General features: G+C 60.4%; 15 protein-coding genes. 10 read left to right on the top strand and 5 right to left on the bottom strand.

Annotated features, from left to right (window positions below; genetic code table 11):
• Positions 1–44: 44 nt before the first annotated feature.
• Complete coding sequence (locus ACUTQY_RS00075; RefSeq protein WP_232096191.1) at positions 45–941, top strand: SDR family oxidoreductase; 897 nt, start codon at positions 45–47, stop codon at positions 939–941.
• Between the two features lie 35 nt (positions 942–976).
• On the opposite strand, the gene ggt is transcribed toward ACUTQY_RS00075, so the two are convergent.
• Positions 977–2647 (bottom strand): gamma-glutamyltransferase, encoded by a 1671-nt coding sequence (gene ggt, locus ACUTQY_RS00070; RefSeq protein WP_046687072.1) that lies wholly within the window; start codon positions 2645–2647, stop codon positions 977–979.
• Between the two features lie 162 nt (positions 2648–2809).
• Positions 2810–3673, bottom strand: coding sequence for a LysR substrate-binding domain-containing protein (locus tag ACUTQY_RS00065; protein ID WP_033650363.1), 864 nt, complete (start codon positions 3671–3673; stop codon positions 2810–2812).
• Between the two features lie 143 nt (positions 3674–3816).
• Here ACUTQY_RS00065 and ACUTQY_RS00060 point away from each other — a divergent pair, with 143 nt between their 5' ends.
• The 7 genes from ACUTQY_RS00060 (at position 3817) to ACUTQY_RS00030 (ending at position 12780) form a co-directional block, all read left to right on the top strand.
• Positions 3817–4956, top strand: a complete 1140-nt coding sequence (locus tag ACUTQY_RS00060; RefSeq protein WP_046687071.1) for an agmatine deiminase family protein — start codon at positions 3817–3819, stop codon at positions 4954–4956.
• A 76-nt stretch (positions 4957–5032) separates the two neighbouring features.
• Positions 5033–5713 (top strand): class I SAM-dependent methyltransferase, encoded by a 681-nt coding sequence (locus tag ACUTQY_RS00055; protein ID WP_046687070.1) that lies wholly within the window; start codon positions 5033–5035, stop codon positions 5711–5713.
• A gap of 43 nt (positions 5714–5756) precedes the next feature.
• Complete coding sequence (locus ACUTQY_RS00050; protein ID WP_127897185.1) at positions 5757–6419, top strand: hypothetical protein; 663 nt, start codon at positions 5757–5759, stop codon at positions 6417–6419.
• A 124-nt stretch (positions 6420–6543) separates the two neighbouring features.
• On the top strand, positions 6544–7686 hold the full coding sequence (locus tag ACUTQY_RS00045; protein WP_047575160.1) for an efflux RND transporter periplasmic adaptor subunit: 1143 nt from the start codon (positions 6544–6546) through the stop codon (positions 7684–7686).
• A gap of 1 nt (position 7687) precedes the next feature.
• Complete coding sequence (locus ACUTQY_RS00040; protein ID WP_046687068.1) at positions 7688–10825, top strand: efflux RND transporter permease subunit; 3138 nt, start codon at positions 7688–7690, stop codon at positions 10823–10825.
• Position 10826: 1 nt separating this feature from the next.
• On the top strand, positions 10827–12269 hold the full coding sequence (locus ACUTQY_RS00035) for an efflux transporter outer membrane subunit (RefSeq protein ID WP_033643123.1): 1443 nt from the start codon (positions 10827–10829) through the stop codon (positions 12267–12269).
• A gap of 157 nt (positions 12270–12426) precedes the next feature.
• Entirely contained in the window at positions 12427–12780 is a 354-nt protein-coding gene (locus tag ACUTQY_RS00030) for a DUF1493 family protein (protein WP_033643122.1), read from the top strand.
• Positions 12781–12787: 7 nt separating this feature from the next.
• Here the strand turns inward: ACUTQY_RS00030 and ACUTQY_RS00025 are convergent, their stop codons facing one another.
• Positions 12788–13357 carry a DJ-1/PfpI family protein gene (locus ACUTQY_RS00025; RefSeq protein ID WP_033643121.1) on the bottom strand — a complete coding sequence of 190 codons (570 nt, stop codon included), beginning with the start codon at positions 13355–13357 and terminating at the stop codon, positions 12788–12790.
• 133 nt (positions 13358–13490) lie between these two features.
• On the opposite strand from ACUTQY_RS00025, the gene ACUTQY_RS00020 reads away from it, so the two are divergent.
• Positions 13491–15029, top strand: coding sequence for a long-chain-fatty-acid--CoA ligase (locus tag ACUTQY_RS00020; RefSeq protein ID WP_089197069.1), 1539 nt, complete (start codon positions 13491–13493; stop codon positions 15027–15029).
• A 39-nt stretch (positions 15030–15068) separates the two neighbouring features.
• Here ACUTQY_RS00020 and ACUTQY_RS00015 read toward each other — a convergent pair whose 3' ends face one another.
• Together ACUTQY_RS00015 and ACUTQY_RS00010 are read right to left on the bottom strand one after the other, a co-directional pair.
• The gene (locus tag ACUTQY_RS00015; protein WP_033643119.1) at positions 15069–16343 is read right to left on the bottom strand and encodes a Glu/Leu/Phe/Val family dehydrogenase; all 1275 of its coding nucleotides are present in this window, start codon (positions 16341–16343) and stop codon (positions 15069–15071) included.
• Between the two features lie 542 nt (positions 16344–16885).
• Positions 16886–17233, bottom strand: coding sequence for an antibiotic biosynthesis monooxygenase family protein (locus tag ACUTQY_RS00010; RefSeq protein WP_033643118.1), 348 nt, complete (start codon positions 17231–17233; stop codon positions 16886–16888).
• A gap of 512 nt (positions 17234–17745) precedes the next feature.
• Between ACUTQY_RS00010 and ACUTQY_RS00005 the strand changes: the two genes are divergently transcribed.
• A complete protein-coding gene (locus tag ACUTQY_RS00005) occupies positions 17746–18366 on the top strand; it encodes a helix-turn-helix transcriptional regulator (RefSeq protein WP_042784528.1) in 621 nt (206 codons plus the stop codon).
• Positions 18367–18643 lie beyond the last annotated feature (277 nt).

The raw sequence follows: 18643 nt of genomic DNA, 5'->3' as shown, positions 1-18643 counted from the left end.
CATTATTGACTGCTAACCATTCTGCTTCGGCAGAAGGAGGGCGCATGCATGAAATAACCCGCAGGAAATTTATTATCGGCAGCGGCGCACTGGCGGCGGCGGCGGTATTGCCGACGACGACAGACGCTGCAAATAGTATCAAGATGAAAAGAGGAAATAATTCCATGGTAAAGAAAACAGTATTAATTACGGGCGCGGGATCAGGTTTCGGCCAGTCCGTTTCACTGGCGCTGGCTGCCCGAGGGCATCATGTGATCGCCGGAGTGCAACTTACGCCGCAAGTGACCCAGCTGTTGGAACTCGCCAGGCAGCACGGCGTTTCGTTACAGGTTGAAAAACTGGATATACTGGAGCCCCGCGATCGTGAATATGCCTGGCAATGGGACGTCGACGTATTGTTCAACAATGCCGGGATCGCCGAAGCCGGCGCGGTTGCGGAAATGCCCATTGACGTGCTTCGCTCTCAGTTTGAAACCAATGTGTTTTCCAGTATGGCCCTGACACAAGGCTTCATTAAGCGGATGGTCGCCCGCAGAAGCGGTAAAATCGTGTTCGTCTCTTCGGTGGCGGGGCTATTAACCGGCGCGTTCACTGGCGCTTATTGCGCCTCCAAGCATGCGCTGGAAGCCATCGCCGAGGCTCTCCACATGGAATTGGCTGAATTTGGGGTGAAGGTCGCCACGGTGAATCCGGGGCCTTATCTGACCGGTTTCAACGATCGCATGATGGAAAGCTTCAGGAAATGGTATGACCCAAAGGTGAACTTTATCGATCACAGCAAGCTGAAATTTCCTTTCGACCAGTTTGATCCGCAGGAAATGGTAGACAAAATGGTCAGCGTAATTGAAGAAGATGATGGACTGTTCCGCAATCTGTTGCCGGAGTCTTTCATCCAGGTAGTGAAGGATGATCAAAGCAACGGCTGGACACGCAAGCAGTGATGAGGGATGAGGGCCGGCTATCGCCGGCCTCTTTTTTAATTCACCACCAGCCCCACGCCGCGGCCGCGCGGATCGGACGCGGTTTCCGGCGTGCGGCCATCGACGCGTATGACCTGAATATCCCCCATGTTCCAGCCCTGGTCTTCGAGGGTGTAGCCCATGGCCTTCAGCTCGTCCGCCGGTTTGCCGGTCAGCGGCGCAAAGCTGTCATAGTAGACGGTGTCCTTCGGCAACAGCTGATGGTGCACGCGCTGGGCGGCCACCGCCTGCGCCAGCGGCAGATGGTAATCGTAGAGATTGTTGATCACCTGAAAGATCGAGGTGAAGATGCGCGATCCGCCCGGCGTGCCGATCACCAGGGTGACGTCGCCGTCGCGGGTGATGATGGTCGGGCTCATCGAGGAGAGCATGCGTTTGCCCGGCTCGATGGCGTTGGCGTCGCTGCCCACCACGCCAAAGGCGTTGGCGACGCCGGGTTTGGCGCTGAAGTCGTCCATCTCGTCGTTGAGCAGGAAGCCGGCGCCTTTGACCACCACGCCGCTGCCGAAGTCCCAGTTGAGCGTATAGGTGTTGCTGACCGCGTTGCCGGCCGCATCGACGATCGAGAAGTGGGTGGTTTGGTGGCTTTCCAGCCCCGGCCGCACCTGCTCGGTCGGCGAGATCGCCGTCGGGTTGATCTCGGCGGCGCGTTTTTGCAGGTAGTCAGGGGCGATCAGCTGCGCTTCCGGCACGTTAGTGAAATCCGGGTCGCCGAGGTAGTCGGCGCGATCGGCGAACACGCGTTTTTCGATTTCCGCCAGCAGGTGGATATAGCGCGCCGAGTTCAGCGGCACGCCCTTGAAGTCGGCGGCGCGATCTTCTTTTATCCCCAGCAGCTGCGCCAGCGCGATGCCGCCGGAGCTGGGCAGCGGGGCGGTATACACGGTGTTGCCGCGCCAGCTGATGCGCATCGGTTCACGCCATTTCACCCGATAGTCGGCCAAATCCGCCGCGCCGATCAGCCCGTTATCGCGCTGCATTTGCGCCACCAGCAGGCGGGCGGTTTCGCCGTGATAAAAATCGTCGGCGCCCGATTTGGCGATGCGCTCAAGGGTGGCGGCCAGCTCCGGCTGTTTGAACACCGTGCCGGGCTTCATGGCGCCGAAATAGTCGCCGAAGTTGGTTTTACCGGCAAACAGCTTGTTGGCGTCTTCGCGGTACTGATACTGCTGATCCGCCACGGTGAAACCTTGCCGGGCGTAGCCGATCGCCGGCGTCAGCAGTTCGGCCCACGGCAGCTTGCCGAAACGCTTGTGGGCTTCCCACAGCCCCAGCACGGTGCCCGGCACGCCGGCGGCGCGACTGCCCACCAGGCTGAGATTCTCGATCACTTCGCCTTTCTCGTTCAGATACATAGTTTTGCCGGCGGCCTTGGGCGCCACTTCGCGGTAGTCGAGGAAATAGGGTTTGCCGTCGACGTACAGCGTCATAAAGCCGCCGCCGCCGATATTGCCGGCTTCAGGGTAGGTGACCGCCAGGGTAAAGGCGGTGGCGACCGCCGCATCAACCGCGTTGCCGCCGGCCTGCAGAATGTGCGCGGCGACTTTTGCGCCATACTGATCCGGAGCGGCGACCGCGCCGGCGGTCAGATCGGCGGCAAAGGCGGCGGGAACGGTGCAGGCCAGGGTCACACTCAGAGCTATCGTTTTCAATAAACCGGCAGACATAGAAGATCCTTTTAGCGATGTTCAGTTATCAGGTGAATTCAACTAATTATTTTTGAAACAGCGGGTTAGCGCGTTTTATTCGGGCTGTTGCGGCGCTTTATTGAAAGTAGCAGCGGCCAGGCGGGGCCGCCTGACCAGAGTAGCAAATCGTGATATGGCGCGTTATGCGTCGGCCGGCAGCGTCGATTGCAGCCATTGGCAGAAGTGCCGGGCGAGCGGATTGTGTTCGCTGTCGCGATGCAGCAGCCACGCCCAGTTGGCGCCGCGCACGCGTTGCTCGGTTAACGGATGCAGCAACCCGGCGTCACGCGCTTGCTGCGCCAGCAGCTGACTGACCAACGCGATGCCCAGCCCCTGGCAGGCGGCATCCAGCAGCAGGCCGGGATCGGAGAAATTCAGCCCGCTGTCGCGCTGGCCGACGTGCGCGCCGCCCGCCACCGTCCAGTGGCTCCAGTCCATTTCGCGTTCGCCGTGCAGCGTGACGCGCTGCTCCGCCGCCAGCGCCAATAGGCTGGGGTGGCAGGCGGGATAAAGCCGGTCGGTGCAGAGAACCTTAAAGGTGCAGTCCGCCTGCGCGCTGAGATCGTCGCGGATCGCCAAGTCGATGCTGTCCGTCGCCATATCCGGTGGCTCGAAGCTGGTGAAGAGCCACAGATCTATCTGCGGATGCCGCTGGTTGAACTCGCCCAGCCGCGGCGTCAGCCAGTGGCGGGCAAAGGCCGGCGTCGTGTTGACGATCAACTGATTGGGTTTGCGGTATTGGTCCAGACGACGAATGCCGACGGCCAATTGTTGCAGCATCACCTGCGCGGTGCTGAACAGATCGTGGCCGGCATCGGTCAGCGTTACGCTGCGGCCGGTGCGGAAAAACAGCGGCTGTTCCAGAAACGCCTCGAGGCTGCGGATCTGCTGGCTGATCGCCGACTGGGTAAGGTGCAGCTCTTCGGCGGCCTGATGAAAACTGCCCAGACGCGCCGCCGCTTCAAAACCGCGCAATGCGCTTAACGGGGGCCAGTGTTTTAACATTATCAATAAGCCTGTCTAATCAGATATCCACTAAATATATCGTTTGTCGCAGCGGCAGGGGAAGACTAGCATGAGATTCAATTCCCGGAGAGCGAAAAAACCGGTTAACCAGTTGAATTTAAATTAATTAAAAGAGGGCATTTATGTCAACGCGCCGCACCTTTATCAAGCAGCTTTCGGCGGTGGCCGGCGTTGGCTTGACGGCATCATTGGGTATTTCGTTACGCGGTCACGCAAAAGCTGCGCTTAATCCGACCTGGCGCTTGCCGGATGAAGGGGAACCGCAGCAGAGGGCGTTTATCGCGTTCGGCGCGCAGCGCGCGATTTGGGGCGACTTCACGGCGGACGTGCGGGCAGCGCAGGGGCGTATCGCCCGCGCCATCGCCGAATTTCAGCCGTTGACGGTTTTTTGCCGCGAGCGTGAACGGCAATTGGCCGAGGCCACCTGCGGCAGTCACAACGTCAGCTATGTCGTCACCGAGCTGGATGATATCTGGATGCGCGACATCGGCGCCAATTTCGTCGTCAATGATGCCGGCGAACTGGGCGCGGTGGATTTCAATTTCAACGGCTGGGGCGATAAGCAGCAACATGCCAGGGATGCGCGTCTGGCAGGGTTTGCCGCCAGGCGATACGGCGTCCCTCAACCACGCCGCAGCGCACTGGTAGGCGAAGGCGGCGGCATTGAGGTGGATGGGCGCGGCACCGGCATCATGACCGAGAGCAGTTGGGTGAATGCGAACCGCAACCCTGGCTGGAGCAGGGATCGGGTTGAGCAGGAGCTGAAGGCGATGCTCGGCCTGCGTAAAATTATCTGGCTGCCGGGCATTAAAGGCCGAGACATCACCGATGCCCACGTCGATTTTTACGCCCGTTTCGTGCGGCCGGGCGTGGTGGTGGCCAATCTGGACACCGACCCGGCCTCTTACGATCATGCGGTCACCCAGACGCATCTGGCGATCCTCAAGACGGCGACCGACGCCGACGGCCGCACGCTGCAGGTGCATACGCTCTCGCCGCCGCGGGCACCGCGCGACAGCCGTTTCAGCCACCGCAATCCCGATTTCGCGGCGGGCTACATCAACTATTTCGTTATCAACGGCGCGGTGATCGCCCCGGAGTTTGGCGACCCGCAGGCGGACAAGGCGGCGTTTGAACTGCTGTCGGCGCTCTATCCGCAGCGCAAGGTGGTGCTGCTGGAGATCGACGCGATCGCCGCCGGCGGCGGCGGCATTCACTGCGTGACCAGCCAACTGCCGGCGCCTGGCAAACCAGACCCGTGAGTGTTCAAAAAATGCGCACGCGGTTGTTTGTCGCCATAGGCTGTGGTTGGCTGAGTGGAAACATAAGGAGGCCATAATGAACGACTCATCCTTGAGCATTCCCACCTGGTATCGCGATCCGCACGCAGAACAGGCTATGGCTGAAGGCCATGCGCCCATCTGGCGGCATCTGCTGAGCCTGGTGCCGGAACGCGAACTGTCCGGCGTCAGGGTGCTGGACTTTGGCTGCAATCAGGGCGGTTTTCTGCGCCTGTTGCATCAAATTCGGCCATTTAGTGAGGGGATCGGCGTTGATATCGCCCGCCAATCCGTCGAACAAGCCAACCGACTGAAAGGAAACCTGCCGATCGTTTATCAGACCGACACGCGGTTGACGGGTTATGAGAACCACTGCGATATCGCCTTCAGTCATGAAGTCATCTACCTGATTGAAGATATCGCGCAGCATGCCGCCGATATGCTGCGGGTGCTGAAGCCGGGCGGCGTTTATTATGCGGTGACCGGTTGCCACACCGACAACCCGCTGTGGCCGCAATGGCGCGAAAGGGTGGCTGAACAGACGCATACCGTGGTGCAGGATCGTTCTCTGGACGATTATGCGCGTATTTTCTCCGCCGCGGGGTTCCAGGTCTCTGCCCGCAGGCTGGGTTTTTCCGGCTTCGTTCCCTATGAGCCGGACGGCTGGATGCCGACTATTTCGGCAGCGATCGACTACTATTGGCACACCAAAACGGTGTTTAGACTGGTTAAACCCTAAAAATCCCACGCGGCGCTCGGTACGCCGCCGCTGACGAGATAAGATGACGAAATTTATGATGGACCAAGACGCTAAAACAATGGACTTTCGTTTAATCACACGGTTGTCCCTGCTTATGGGGGCGCTCTTGACGCCTGTTGGAGGGGCCACTGCGGCCATGCTTACGCTCGAGAATCAGGATCCGGCGGCGGTGTACCTTATTCAGGATGCGAAGCTGATTCAGGAGCGTGAGGGGGTGAAGATCGCCGAGCGCTCATACCGTTATTTCGAACTTAAGCTCGCCGACAATCTCCAGTATGAAGGTTATATCACCCGCTGCGCCGACGACTATGCCGATAAATTGAATGAACAAGATCGGCGTGAATTAAACCGCTGCACTGAGCAGGTGATCGACGACCTGGATCGGTTGATGGAAAAGACCGCCAACGTGACGTTCTACGATGGCGGCACGCAAAACGTTTATCGGGGCGAAGAACATTCAACGCCTTATTATTACTATTCGTTCGCCCGCGTGGCCAATTATTATCAAACCGACGATGGGCGCCATCCCCTGTATGGCCTGGTTTATCGCTGCAAGCAGCCGGCGAGCGATGCTCATCGGGAGCAAGAGCCTGATACAACTGAAGCGGCGCCGCCCCCGGCTGAAGTGGAACGCTTTATTGCATTGGCTAAAAACCGCTGCGCCAATGTGCTGAAACCACGCTGAACGAGATTGCGCCACCGTTTACCGCTTCGAAAAGATTTTACGCAATCCTTACGCAACCCTTTCAGAAGCGCATTCCGGCATTCGATATATTGAGAATAGTCATTCTCAATAGGATCGTATTGCAATGCAGAGGAAAACGCTTTTGGCGCTGGGGCTTTCGCTGTCGCTGGCCGCCTGCGATGGGCAAAACGCCGGCGCGCCGACGGGCGCAGGCGGTGAACGGGAGGTCGGCGTCGTCACGCTGCGCGGCCAGTCTGTAACCCTGAGCAGCGAGTTGACCGGCCGGGTTAACGCCACCATGACCTCCGACGTGCGGCCGCAGGTCGACGGCATCATCAAGCAGCGGCTGTTTACCGAAGGGGCCGAGGTGAAAGCCGGGCAGGTCTTGTATCAAATTGACCCCGCCAGCTATCAGGCCAGCTACGATCAGGCCGCCGCCCAGCTGAAAAACGCTCAGGCCACGGTGCAATCCACCCGGCTCAAATCGCAGCGCTATGCGGCGCTGGTGAAAGAGAACGGCGTTTCCAAACAGGACGCAGACGACGCCAAAGCCGCGTATCTGCAGGCCGTGGCGTCGGTGGCGCAGTATCAGGCGGCGCTGGAAACGGCGCGCATCAATCTCGCCTATACCCAGGTGCGGGCGCCGATCGCCGGCCGCATCGGCATTTCGTCGGTGACGCCGGGCGCGCTGGTCACCGCCGGCCAGACTGATGCGTTGGCCACCATCCGTGCGTTGGATCCGATCTATGTCGATCTGACCCAGTCCAGCGCCCAGTTGCTTAAACTGCGCCGTCAGCAGGCCGCTTTGCAGCGCGGTGCGGTCACGCCGGTCGCCATCAAGCTGGAGGACGGCACGCCTTATGCCCACGCCGGCAAGCTGGAGTTGAGCGAGGTGGCGGTGGATGAGGCCACCGGTTCGGTCACGCTGCGCGCGGTGTTCCCCAACCCCGAACATGAGCTGTTACCCGGCATGTACGTCCACGCCACGGTGGATAACGGCGTCGATCCCAAAGCCATCCTGGCGCCGCAGCAGGGCATCACCCGCAACGCCAAAGGGGAAGCCACCGCGTTGGTGGTAAACGAGCAAAACAAAGTGGCGCAACGCACCGTCAGCGCCGAACGGGTGGTGGGCAGCAACTGGCTGATCGACAGCGGGCTGAACGACGGCGATCGCCTGATCGTCGAAGGCACCAGCAAGGTGACGATCGGCGCCGCGGTGAAGCCGGTAGACGTCTCGGTCGACAAAACCCAACGCGGGGAGCAATGATATGGCGCAGTTCTTTATCCGGCGTCCGGTATTCGCCTGGGTGATCGCCATCATCATCATGCTGTGCGGTCTGATGTCGATCAATTCATTGCCCGTCTCGCAGTACCCGGACGTCTCACCGCCGCAGATCGCCATCTCCGCCACCTACCCGGGCGCGGACGCGGAAACGCTGGAAAACAGCGTCACCCAGGTGATTGAGCAGCAGCTCACCGGCCTGGACGGCCTGCTGTATTTCTCGTCGACCAGCAGCGCCAGCGGCTCGGTCAGCATCAACGTCACCTTTGAGCAGGGCACCGATCCGGATATCGCTCAGGTGCAGGTGCAAAACAAGGTGCAGCAGGCGGAAAGTCGTCTGCCGAGCGCCGTTACCGCGCAGGGCGTGACGGTCAAAAAATCCCAGAGCAGCTTTCTGCTGATCGTCGGGCTGTATGACGAAAGCGACAAGGCGACGATGGCCGATATCTCCGACTATCTGGTCAGCAACCTGCAGGATCCGCTGTCGCGCATCGAGGGCGTCGGGGACGTGCAGGTGTTCGGCTCGGAATACGCGATGCGCATCTGGCTGGATCCGACCAAACTGGCGAGCTTTTCGCTGATGCCTTCCGACGTGCAGACGGCGATCGAGGCGCAAAACACCCAGGTGTCCGCCGGCAAGATAGGCGATCTGCCGGCCGCCGCCGACCAGCAGCTGACCGCCACGGTGAAGGCGCAGTCGCGGCTGCAAACGCCGGAACAGTTCCGCAATATCATCCTGAAAAGCGACAGCAGCGGGGCGCTGGTGCGGCTGGGCGACGTGGCACGGGTTGAGCTGGGCAACGAAGACTACTCCGCCAGCGCGCACCTCAACGGCCACCCGGCGGCGGGGATCGCGGTCAAGCTGGCGGCGGGCGCCAACGCCCTGAGCACCGCCAAGCTGGTAAAGGCAAAGGTGGCGGAATACCAAAGCGCCATGCCGCAGGGCTACAAGGTGGCCTACCCGAAAGACAGCACCGACTTCATCAACATCTCGATCGAAGAGGTGGTGAAAACGCTGTTTGAAGCGGTGGCGTTAGTGGTGGTGGTGATGTTCGTGTTCCTGCAAAACCTGCGCACCACGCTGATCCCGACCATCACCGTGCCGGTGGTGTTGCTGGGCACCTTCGGCGTGTTGGCGGCGTTCGGCTATTCGATCAATACCCTGACGCTGTTCGGCATGGTGTTGGCGATCGGGCTATTGGTGGACGATGCCATCGTGGTGGTGGAAAACGTCGAACGCGTGATGCGGGAGGATAAGCTGCCGCCGCGCGAGGCGACGGAGAAATCGATGCGCGAAATCACCGGCGCGCTGGTCGGCATCGCGCTGGTGCTGTCGGCGGTGTTTCTGCCGATGGCGTTCTTCGGCGGCTCCACCGGGGTGATCTACCGTCAATTCTCGATCACCGTCGTCTCCTCGATGGTGTTGTCGGTGGTGCTGGCGTTGACGCTGGCGCCGGCCTTGTGCGCCACGTTGCTGAAACCGGCGCACGATGCGCAGACCGACAAAGGCTTGCTGGGCAAATTCAACCGCGGCTATGACCGGCTGCAGGAGAAGTACGCCGACAAAGTCGGCGCAGTGATCCACCGGCCGACGCGTTATCTGCTGCTGTACGGCCTGCTGTTGATTGCCGCGGCCGTGATGTATCTACGCTTGCCGACCGGCTTTCTGCCCAACGAGGATCAGGGCACGGTGATGGTGCAGTACACCTTACCGGCCGGTGCCACCAACGCGCGCACCTCGGCGGTGAGCGAGGCGGTGACCGCCTATTTCCTCGACCAGGAAAAGGCCAACGTCAGCACCATTTTCACCATCAACGGTTTCGGCTTCAGCGGCAGCGGGCAAAACGCCGGCATGGCGTTCGTCAGCCTCAAGGACTGGAGCCAACGCAGCGGCAGCGAAAACACCGCCGACGCCATCGCCAAACGCGCCATGGCGCACTTCGCCTCGCTGCGCGACGCCCAGGTCTTCTCCATGAGCCCGCCGGCGATCGACGGCTTTGGCCAGTCCGACGGCTTTACCTTCGAGCTGCAGGCCAAAGGGGCGACCACCCGCGCCGAGCTGCAGGCGATGCGCGACCAGATCGTCGCCGCCGCCGGCAACAATCCGGCATTGCTGGCAGTGCGCGCCAACACCTTGCCGGACACCCCGCAGCTGCAGGTGGAGATCGACAACGGCAAGCTGCAGGCGCTCGGTCTGAGCGCCGCGGACGTCAACAGCACCCTCAGCAGCGCGTTCGGCAGCACCTACATCAACGACTTTATCGACCGCAACCGAGTGAAAAAGGTCTATATGCAGGGCGACGTAGAGTACCGCGCCAAGCCGGAAGATCTCGACAAATGGTTTGTGCGCGGCACCAACGCGGCGGGCGACAGCAGCATGACGCCGTTCTCCGCCTTTGCGTCTTCGCACTGGATCTACGGCCCGGAAAACCTGTCGCGCTATAACGGGCTGTCGTCGTTCGAGATCACCGGGCAGGGCGCCGCCGGTGTCAGTTCCGGTACGGCAATGAGCGAGATGGAGAAACTGGCGGCGAAATACTCCGCCGGCAGCAGCTACTCCTGGAGCGGGCTGTCCTATCAGGAACGGCTGACCAGCGGCCAGGCGTCGTCGCTGTACGCCATTTCGCTCATCGTGGTGTTCCTGTGCCTGGCGGCGCTGTATGAGAGCTGGTCGATTCCATTCGCGGTGATGTTGGTGGTGCCGATGGGCGTGGTGGGCTCACTGCTGGCGATCACGCTGCGCGGGCTGGAAAACGACATCTACTTCCAGGTGGCGCTGCTCACCATCATCGGGCTGTCGGCAAAGAATGCCATTTTGATCGTCGAGTTCGCCGAGGAGATGCACCAGCGGGGGGAAACGCTGATTGGCGCGGCGGTCCACGCGGCGCGCATGCGCCTGCGGCCGATCCTGATGACCTCGCTGGCGTTCACCGCCGGGGTGCTGCCGCTGGCGGTATCCAGCGGCGCCGGCGCCAACAGCCGAATTGCCATCGGCACCGGCATTATCGGCGGCACGATCACCGCCACCGCCTTGGCGATCTTTTTCGTACCGCTGTTTTATGTGTTGGTGCGCCGCATGTTTACCCGTCGGCCCGCCAACTCGCCGTCGCAGGCAGGAGAATAACGTGTTGCAACGAGTCATGATGTTAACTTTACCGCTGCTGCTGAGCGGGTGTCTGTCGCTGGATCCGCACTACCAGCGCCCGGCGGCGCCGGTGCCCGCCAACCTGCCGCAGGGCGAGGCCGCCGGCAAGCAGGCGTTGAGCTACCCGGACGTCGCCTGGCGCGACTATGTGCAGGACGCCAGGCTGCGGCAGGTGGTGGCGATGGGGCTGAACAGCAGCCGCGATCTGCGTGAGGCGATCGCCAATATCGCCTCGGCGCGCGCCCTGTACGGTGAGCAGCGCTCGGCGCTGTTCCCGACGATCAACGCCACCGCCGACGGCAGCCGCGGGCGTTCGCTGAGCGGCAACGGCAATGCCACCGCCATCAGCCAGAGCTACGAAGCGCAGGGCGGCGTCAGCGCGTTCGAGCTGGATCTGTTCGGCAAGAACGCCAGCCTGTCGCGGGCGGCGTTCGAAACCTATCTGGCCAACTCGGAAGCGGCGAAAAGCACCCGTCTGACGCTGATCGCCGATATCGTCACCGACTGGGTGGCGGTGGCGGCCGAGCGCAGCAATCTGGCGGTGGCGCAGCAGACGATGGAAAGCGCCAAACGTTCGCTGGACGTGACGCGCAACAATCAACAGCACGGCATTTCGTCGCTGGTCGACGTGGCATCGGCGGAAACCGTTTATCAACAGGCGCGTTCGGACGCCGCCAGCTACGCCACCCTCGCCGCGCAGGCGAAAAACGCGCTGGATTTGGCGGTGGGGCAAAGCGTGCCGGAAAACCTGCTGCCCGGCGGTATCGATGCGCTCGGCGAAATCATGCGCAATCTGCCGGCCGGGGTGTCTTCGCAGGTGCTGCTGACGCGGCCGGATGTGCTGCAGGCCGAGCATAACCTCAAATCCGCCAATGCCAACATCGGCTCGGCGCGTGCGGCATTCTTCCCGTCGATCAGCCTGACCGCCAGCGGCGGCGTGGGCAGCGGTGAACTCTCGTCGCTGTTCAGCCACGGCGCCGGCGTCTGGTCGTTCGCCCCGAGCATCAGCCTGCCGATCTTCAGCGGCGGCTACAACACGGCTCAGCTCAACTACACCCAGGCGCAGAAAGACCTGTATGTCGCCACCTATGAGAAAGCGGTGCAGACGGCATTTCAGGAAACCGCCGACGCGCTGGCGCGCAAAGCCACGCTGCAGGAACAGCTGGCGGCACAGACCGGCTATGTGGCGGCGGCGCAGCAATATTATCGCTTGGCCGAACTGCGTTACCGCCAGGGCGTGGACAGCTACCTGACGCTGCTGGACGCGCAGCGCACGCTGTATACGGCGCAGCAGTCGCTGATCGCCGCACAGCAGACCGCGTACGACAATCAGGCGACCCTGTATAAAGTGTTGGGCGGCGGGGTTGCCGCCGAGCGGCAGGGGGACGGCGTCATCGCCGATAAGGCGGCGCTCAGCCGCTAATCGTCGACCGCGCACGCCGCGAGTTGGGCGGCGCGCGGTTTACTTATGGAAAGTGTAAAGAAACGGAAAACCCGCGCGGCGGCCCGAACTCGCCGCGGCGGGCAGAGTCAGACAGATAATTGCATTCACCTTTTCTTCATATCGGCTCGAGGTCGTCATGGCAGAAGACATTCAGCAACAGGTCATCGCGCTTATCGCCGCATTCAACGCACCAGGGCGGCAGAAGAAGGGGGCGGTCATCACCCCGGAAACCGAGATTAACACCGCGCTCAACCTGTCGTTCAGCGACTCCAACACGCTGATGCGCCGCTACTTCGATACCTTCGGCGTCGACAGCAGCAATTACAACCACGAGCTGTATTTCCAGCCGCCGAGCAATACCGGGCGCTGGTTTTCCCCCTCCGCCTGTAAAGAACACACCCGGCCGCTGTGCGTATCGATGCTGGTGCGCTCGGCGCGCGCCAAACGCTGGCTGTACGACATCCATTTTCTTATCGAGCAATTGCGCTAGCGCCAGGTTACTGCTCCAGCAGCTCGGCGAACTTCGCCAGCCACTGCGGATGCGCCGGCCAGGCCGGGGCGGTGACCAGGTTGCCGTCGACATGCGCCTGATCGATGCCGATCTCCGCATAGTGGCCGCCGCCGAGCCGCACCTCCGGGGCGCAAGCCGGGTAGGCGCTGCAGGTGCGGCCCTTCAACACCCCAGCCGCCGCCAGCAGCTGCGGGCCGTGGCAAACGGCAGCGATCGGTTTTTTGGCGGCGTCGAACGCCTGCACCAGCGCGATCACGTCGGGATTCAGGCGCAGGTATTCGGGCGCCCGACCGCCGGGGATCAACAGCGCGTCATAGTGTTCTTCTTTGGCGGCGGCAAAGTCGGCGTTCAGGGTAAAACGATGACCGGGTTTCTCGCTGTAGGTCTGCGCGCCGTCAAAGTCGTGGATCGCGGTCTGGATGTAGTCGCCGACGGCTTTGTCGGGGCACACGGCATCCACCCAATGGCCAAGCATTTGCAATGCCTGAAACGGCACCATGGTTTCGTAATCTTCGGCGTAGTCGCCGACCAGCATCAGGATTTTTTTCTTGCTCATGATCACAACTCCAGCAGGAGGGGGAATGCCTAAGGTATAGCCCAGCGCCCCTGGGAATGCGAACCGTAAAGCGCCTATCTATACTCGTGATACTGCGGCGCTTTCTCGCCGCTCAACCCAGGGAGGATCCCCGATGCTGAATCTGGCTACCTTGCTTGAAGAAAGTGCGCGCACCTGGCCGGAACGGCCGGCGGTGATACAGGACGATATACTGCTCAGCTATCGGGCGCTGAATGAAATGGCCAACCGGGTGGCGAATTTGTTGGTCGCGCGCGGCGTGCGGCCCGGTGAACGGGTGGCGCTGGCCTGCACAAACCGGCCGGAGTTTCCGGCTATCTATTACGGCATTCTCAAAAGCGGCGCGGTGGTGGTGCCGCTCAATATTCTGCTTAAGAGCGCAGAGTTCGACTATTACCTGGCGGACTCGGCGGCGGTGGCGCTGTTCTGTTTCGAGGGCAGCAGCGGCCTGCCGTTGGGGGAAGAGGCGCTGCGGGCGGCGGCGAAGGCGGAGCAATGCCGTGAGGTGTTTATCATCGGCGATCGGCTGCCGCTCGAAGGCGAACGTTTCAGCACGGCGATAGCCGCACAGGCCACCGAGTTCGCTTCGGCCGCGACGCTCGAAAGCGACACGGCGGTGGTGCTGTATACCAGCGGCACCACCGGCCGGGCCAAAGGGGCTGAGTTGACCCACGCCAACCTGGTGCTTAACGCGCTGGGATCGGTGAGGCTGTTCGACGGCTCGGAAACGGATCCCGATCGCCATCTGGTGACGTTGCCGCTGTTCCACACGTTTGGTTCGACGGTGCAGATGAATGCCGGATTTTCCGCCGCCGCCACCCTGGTGCTGGTCGAACGCTTCGACGCCGCGCAGGCCATCGCGCTGATGCAGCGGCACGGCATTACCTTTTTTGCCGGCGTGCCGACCATGTATTGGGCGTTGTTGAATGCGCTGGATGAGCATACGGATATCGAGCGCCTGCGCAGCACGCTGCGTATGGCGGTGTCCGGCGGGGCCAGCCTGCCGGTGCAGATCCTGGAGGATTTCTCGCGCCGCTTCGGCGTCAACATTCTCGAAGGGTATGGGCTGTCGGAAACCAGCCCGGTCGCCACCTTTAACCATCCGCACCGCGTGACCAAACCCGGCTCTATCGGCCAACCGATCTGGGGCGTGGAGATTCGCTTGCTCGACGTCACCGGACAACCGATCGACGGTGTCGATCAGGTGGGAGAGATCGCGGTGCGCGGCTACAACATCATGAAAGGCTATCTGAACCGCCCTGAGGCGACGGCGGAAGTGCTGGAAAACGGCTGGTTCCGCACCGGCGATCTGGCGCGCCGCGATGCCGACGGCTTCTATTTCATCGTCGATCGGGCCAAGGACATGATCATTCGCGGCGGGTTCAACGTCTATCCGCGCGAGATTGAAGAGGCGCTGATTCGCCATCCGGCGGTGTCGTTGGTGGCGGTGATCGGTGTCGAGCATCCTTCGCTGGGTGAAGAGATCAAAGCGGTGGTGGTGTTGAAAGAGACGGAGGAGCCGATCGAGGAAGAGGCGCTGATCGCCTGGAGCCGGGAGAGGCTGGCGGCGTTCAAGTATCCGCGTATCGTCGAGTTTGTCGAACGCTTGCCGATGACCAGTACCGGTAAGGTGTTGAAACGCTGTTTGCGCTGAGGAAAATCCGGCCTGCCGGGGCAGGCCGGGAAACGGGCATCAACCTGGGTAGATGCCACGCTCTTTACGTGCGGTCAGGATGCGCTCGCAAGCCACGATATAAGCGGCGGTGCGCAGGCTGCACTCTTTCTCTGCGGCCTTGTTCCAGACGTGGACCATCGCGTCGGTCATGATCTTGTCCATACGCTCGTTGATCTCGGACTCGCTCCAGAAGTAACTCGCCATGTCCTGCACCCACTCGAAGTAACTGACCGTTACGCCGCCGGCGTTACAGATAACGTCCGGAACCACGGTGATGTTACGGGAACGCAGAATGTCGTCCGCTTCTGGGAAGGTTGGGCCGTTAGCCCCTTCCAGCACCAGCTTGGCACTGAGGATTTCGGCGCGCTGACGGGTGATCTGGCCTTCCAGCGCCGCAGGGATCAGGATGTCCATGTCAACCGACCAGAACGCTTCGCTTTCGATCTCGCTGGCGCCTGGGAAACCGGCGATCTGCTTGTGCTTGGCCTGGTATTCGGTCAGCGCGGCCAGATCGATGCCGTTGGCGTTGAACAGGGTTGCGGAGTGGTCCTGGATGGTGACGACGCGAGCGCCGACGCCGACGAACAGGCGAGCCGCTTCGCTGCCCACGTTACCGAAGCCTTGCACCGCCACTTTGGCGCCTTCGATCTGCACGCCCAGACGCTTGGCCACTTCGCTGCCGGTGACGAACACGCCGCGGCCAGTCGCTTTCTCACGGCCCAGGGAGCCGCCGAGGTGGATTGGCTTACCGGTTACCACGCCGGTGATGGTGGTGCCGTGGTTCATGGAGTAGGTATCCATCATCCAGGCCATCACTTTGGCGTTGGTGCCGACGTCCGGCGCAGGAATGTCTTTCTGTGGCCCGATGATGAAGCCGATTTCGCTGGTGTAGCGGCGGGTCAGTCGCTCCAGTTCACCTTCAGACAGTTTGAACGGATCGACGCGGATGCCGCCCTTGGCACCGCCGTACGGCAGGTTGACCGCGGCGCACTTGATGGTCATCCAGGCGGACAGGGCCATCACTTCGTTCAGATCGACGTCAGGGTGGAAGCGGATACCGCCTTTACCCGGCCCGCGCGACAGGTTGTGCTGTACGCGGAAGCCTTCGAAGTGACGGATGGTGCCATCGTCCATCTGCAGCGGGATATCGACAATCAAAGCGCGTTTAGGGTGACGCAGCGTATCAACCCAGCGTGAGAGGTCGCCGAGGTAAGGGGCGACGCGATCGATTTGTTGCAGATATGTAGCCCAAGCGGTGGTGCTGCTGTCTGAAGCGTAGGATAGCTTTTCCATAACCAACCTTTATATTTTAGAGGTATTTATTTCGTTTAACCGTGGATTAGCAAGCGCATAACACTTTGCGCCGCTAAATTTACCACTAATTATGCCGGTTGTTAGCCCCCCGCTCATCGGGCCAGCGGACGGTTTTTCGCCGCCTGCAGGGCGGTAAATGAATAGTTAATTACTTTTCGCCGGTCGTTAGCGGGCGCATGCATACTTTATGCATATAAAACGCATAAAAACCCTTTATATCTATTTTTCAGAAGCTTGAATGTGATCAAAAAGTTTCATTTTATTTAACTGCTATGTTGACAATGGCGTTTCCCCTCGGCAGCGTTAAAATCCTGTTAAAACGCCGTCTGCCGCCGCGTTTTGCCTTGGCAGCGAGAAGCATGATTCGGGGCTGTTTTACTGTATTGCGGCAGAAGAGTGGGCTGAAAAGCGTGTTCACCTGAAACGGACGGGTGACCGCGAGCGGCCGGCCACCCGTTCTGGTTTGGCGAATCAGCGTTTAAAGAAGACCGCGCCGCGGTGGCGTGGTCATCCGATACGCATTAGGCGCCGGTATGCTGATAGCGTTGTAATTCCACCGGTTCAGCGCCGATACTCGCCAGATATTCTTTGACGGACGCCGGCGCGGAAGCTTGCGTAAATTGGTAGATGTTTTCATCCGCATCCAACAGCGTCTCCCATTTTACAATGTTCACCCAGCGAGGCTCATTGTCTACGCTGATGCCCGAGTCACGCGAAATAAACCCGTTTTGGTTCGAGATAAATTCCTCTTCAACGCGCTTGTCCAATACGGCAAACGCTTCAGGGCTGAGTGAGGCCGGCAGTTTAAAACTTGAAATTTCAATAATGTAGCTGTTGGCGGAACAGTCCGCCTTGGATTCATAATTCATAATAAAAGTCCTTTAAATTAAATTGCTTATACAACTCAAATTAAGCTGCATCCTTATTGCAGTACTGCAGGTTAAATTTATTCCTGATGTCTGAAATAAATAATTAGGAATAATCTGAATTGGCGCTTTGCTTTATGCAAAACATGATGATTTGTATGAGATTTTTCTTGCATAAGGGAGTTTGCTAATCAACTCACCAACGGCCTGAGGCAATAATTCAATAACGGTGGTGCGGTTATTAATGTCATTGGCAAGGGGGGCGGTTTTTAAATAAAAAACGGTAGGTGAACGGCGTGGTTAACCTATTTCCTTTTCCACTTTGAAGGGGCGTGCGTTATTTCGCCGGCGACCGGCAATGGCCAATCATGCCCCCCGTCGGGATAAAAGGTCACTTGCGGCGCAGCCGGTAGTGAGGGGGGAACCAACGCCATCCGCTCGGCAAGCGGCGGCAACTGCGGTATGCTAAGCGGCTGAACAACAAACCAAACCGGGCTATACGGAGACACCCCAGCGTGGCGAATTCTTCTTCTCAACTTGAACTGTTGCGGTCGGTCGCCGACGGCATCGCGGCCCTGTTTTTCCCGAATGCGGAAGTGGTGATCCACGATTTGGCCGCCAACAAGATAGCTTACCTGGCGAACAACCTGTCGAAGCGCAAACCGGGCGACGACGCGGGGCTGGAAGATTTCACGTTTGATGGCGGCGCCAACGTGACCGGCCCCTACGAAAAGCTGAACTGGGACGGCAAAAAGATGCGCTCGGTGAGCATCGCCGCGCGCGACGAGCAGGGCAACCCCAGCTATCTGCTGTGCATCAACCTGAGCACCGCGATGTTCGAGGACGCCCGCAACGCGCTGGATATGTTCCTGTCGGTCACGCGATTGCAGCCGCAGCCGCAACAGCTGTTCAAAGACGACTGGCAAGAGAAGATCAATACCTTCCTGCATGACTGGCTGCGGCGCGAGAACGCTGCGCTCGGCGCGCTGAGCCGCGAACAGAAACGTCGGCTGGTCAGCGATCTCTATCATCAGGGGGCGTTCAAGGCCAAAAGCGCGGCGGACTATATCGCCAACGTGCTGTCGATGGGGCGCGCCACGGTGTACAAGCATCTGCGGGAATTGAAGCAAGAGTAAACGCGGCGGGAAAGGTGGAAGAAAGGGGCGGCGATGGCCGTAAACCTGACTGGCATTTTTTATCCGGTCTCTGTCAGCGCCGTGCAGGAAAAATTGCCGTAAATACCCCGAATTTCTCTGTTACCACAATGAACGGCAATTGGAGGGGCCGAAGGCGCGGCCCCTCCACCCGCGCCTTCGCTTAACACCGTCTGTCCGCTATGCGGATACCCTCGCCGCGTCTGCATTGTCGGGCGGGTCGGCTGCGACAAACGTCCCTGTTAGTCTCGCCTCAACC

Source organism: Serratia sp. TSA_130.1 (genome assembly GCF_052691795.1).
This window is presented reverse-complemented; position numbering and strand designations above follow the sequence as displayed.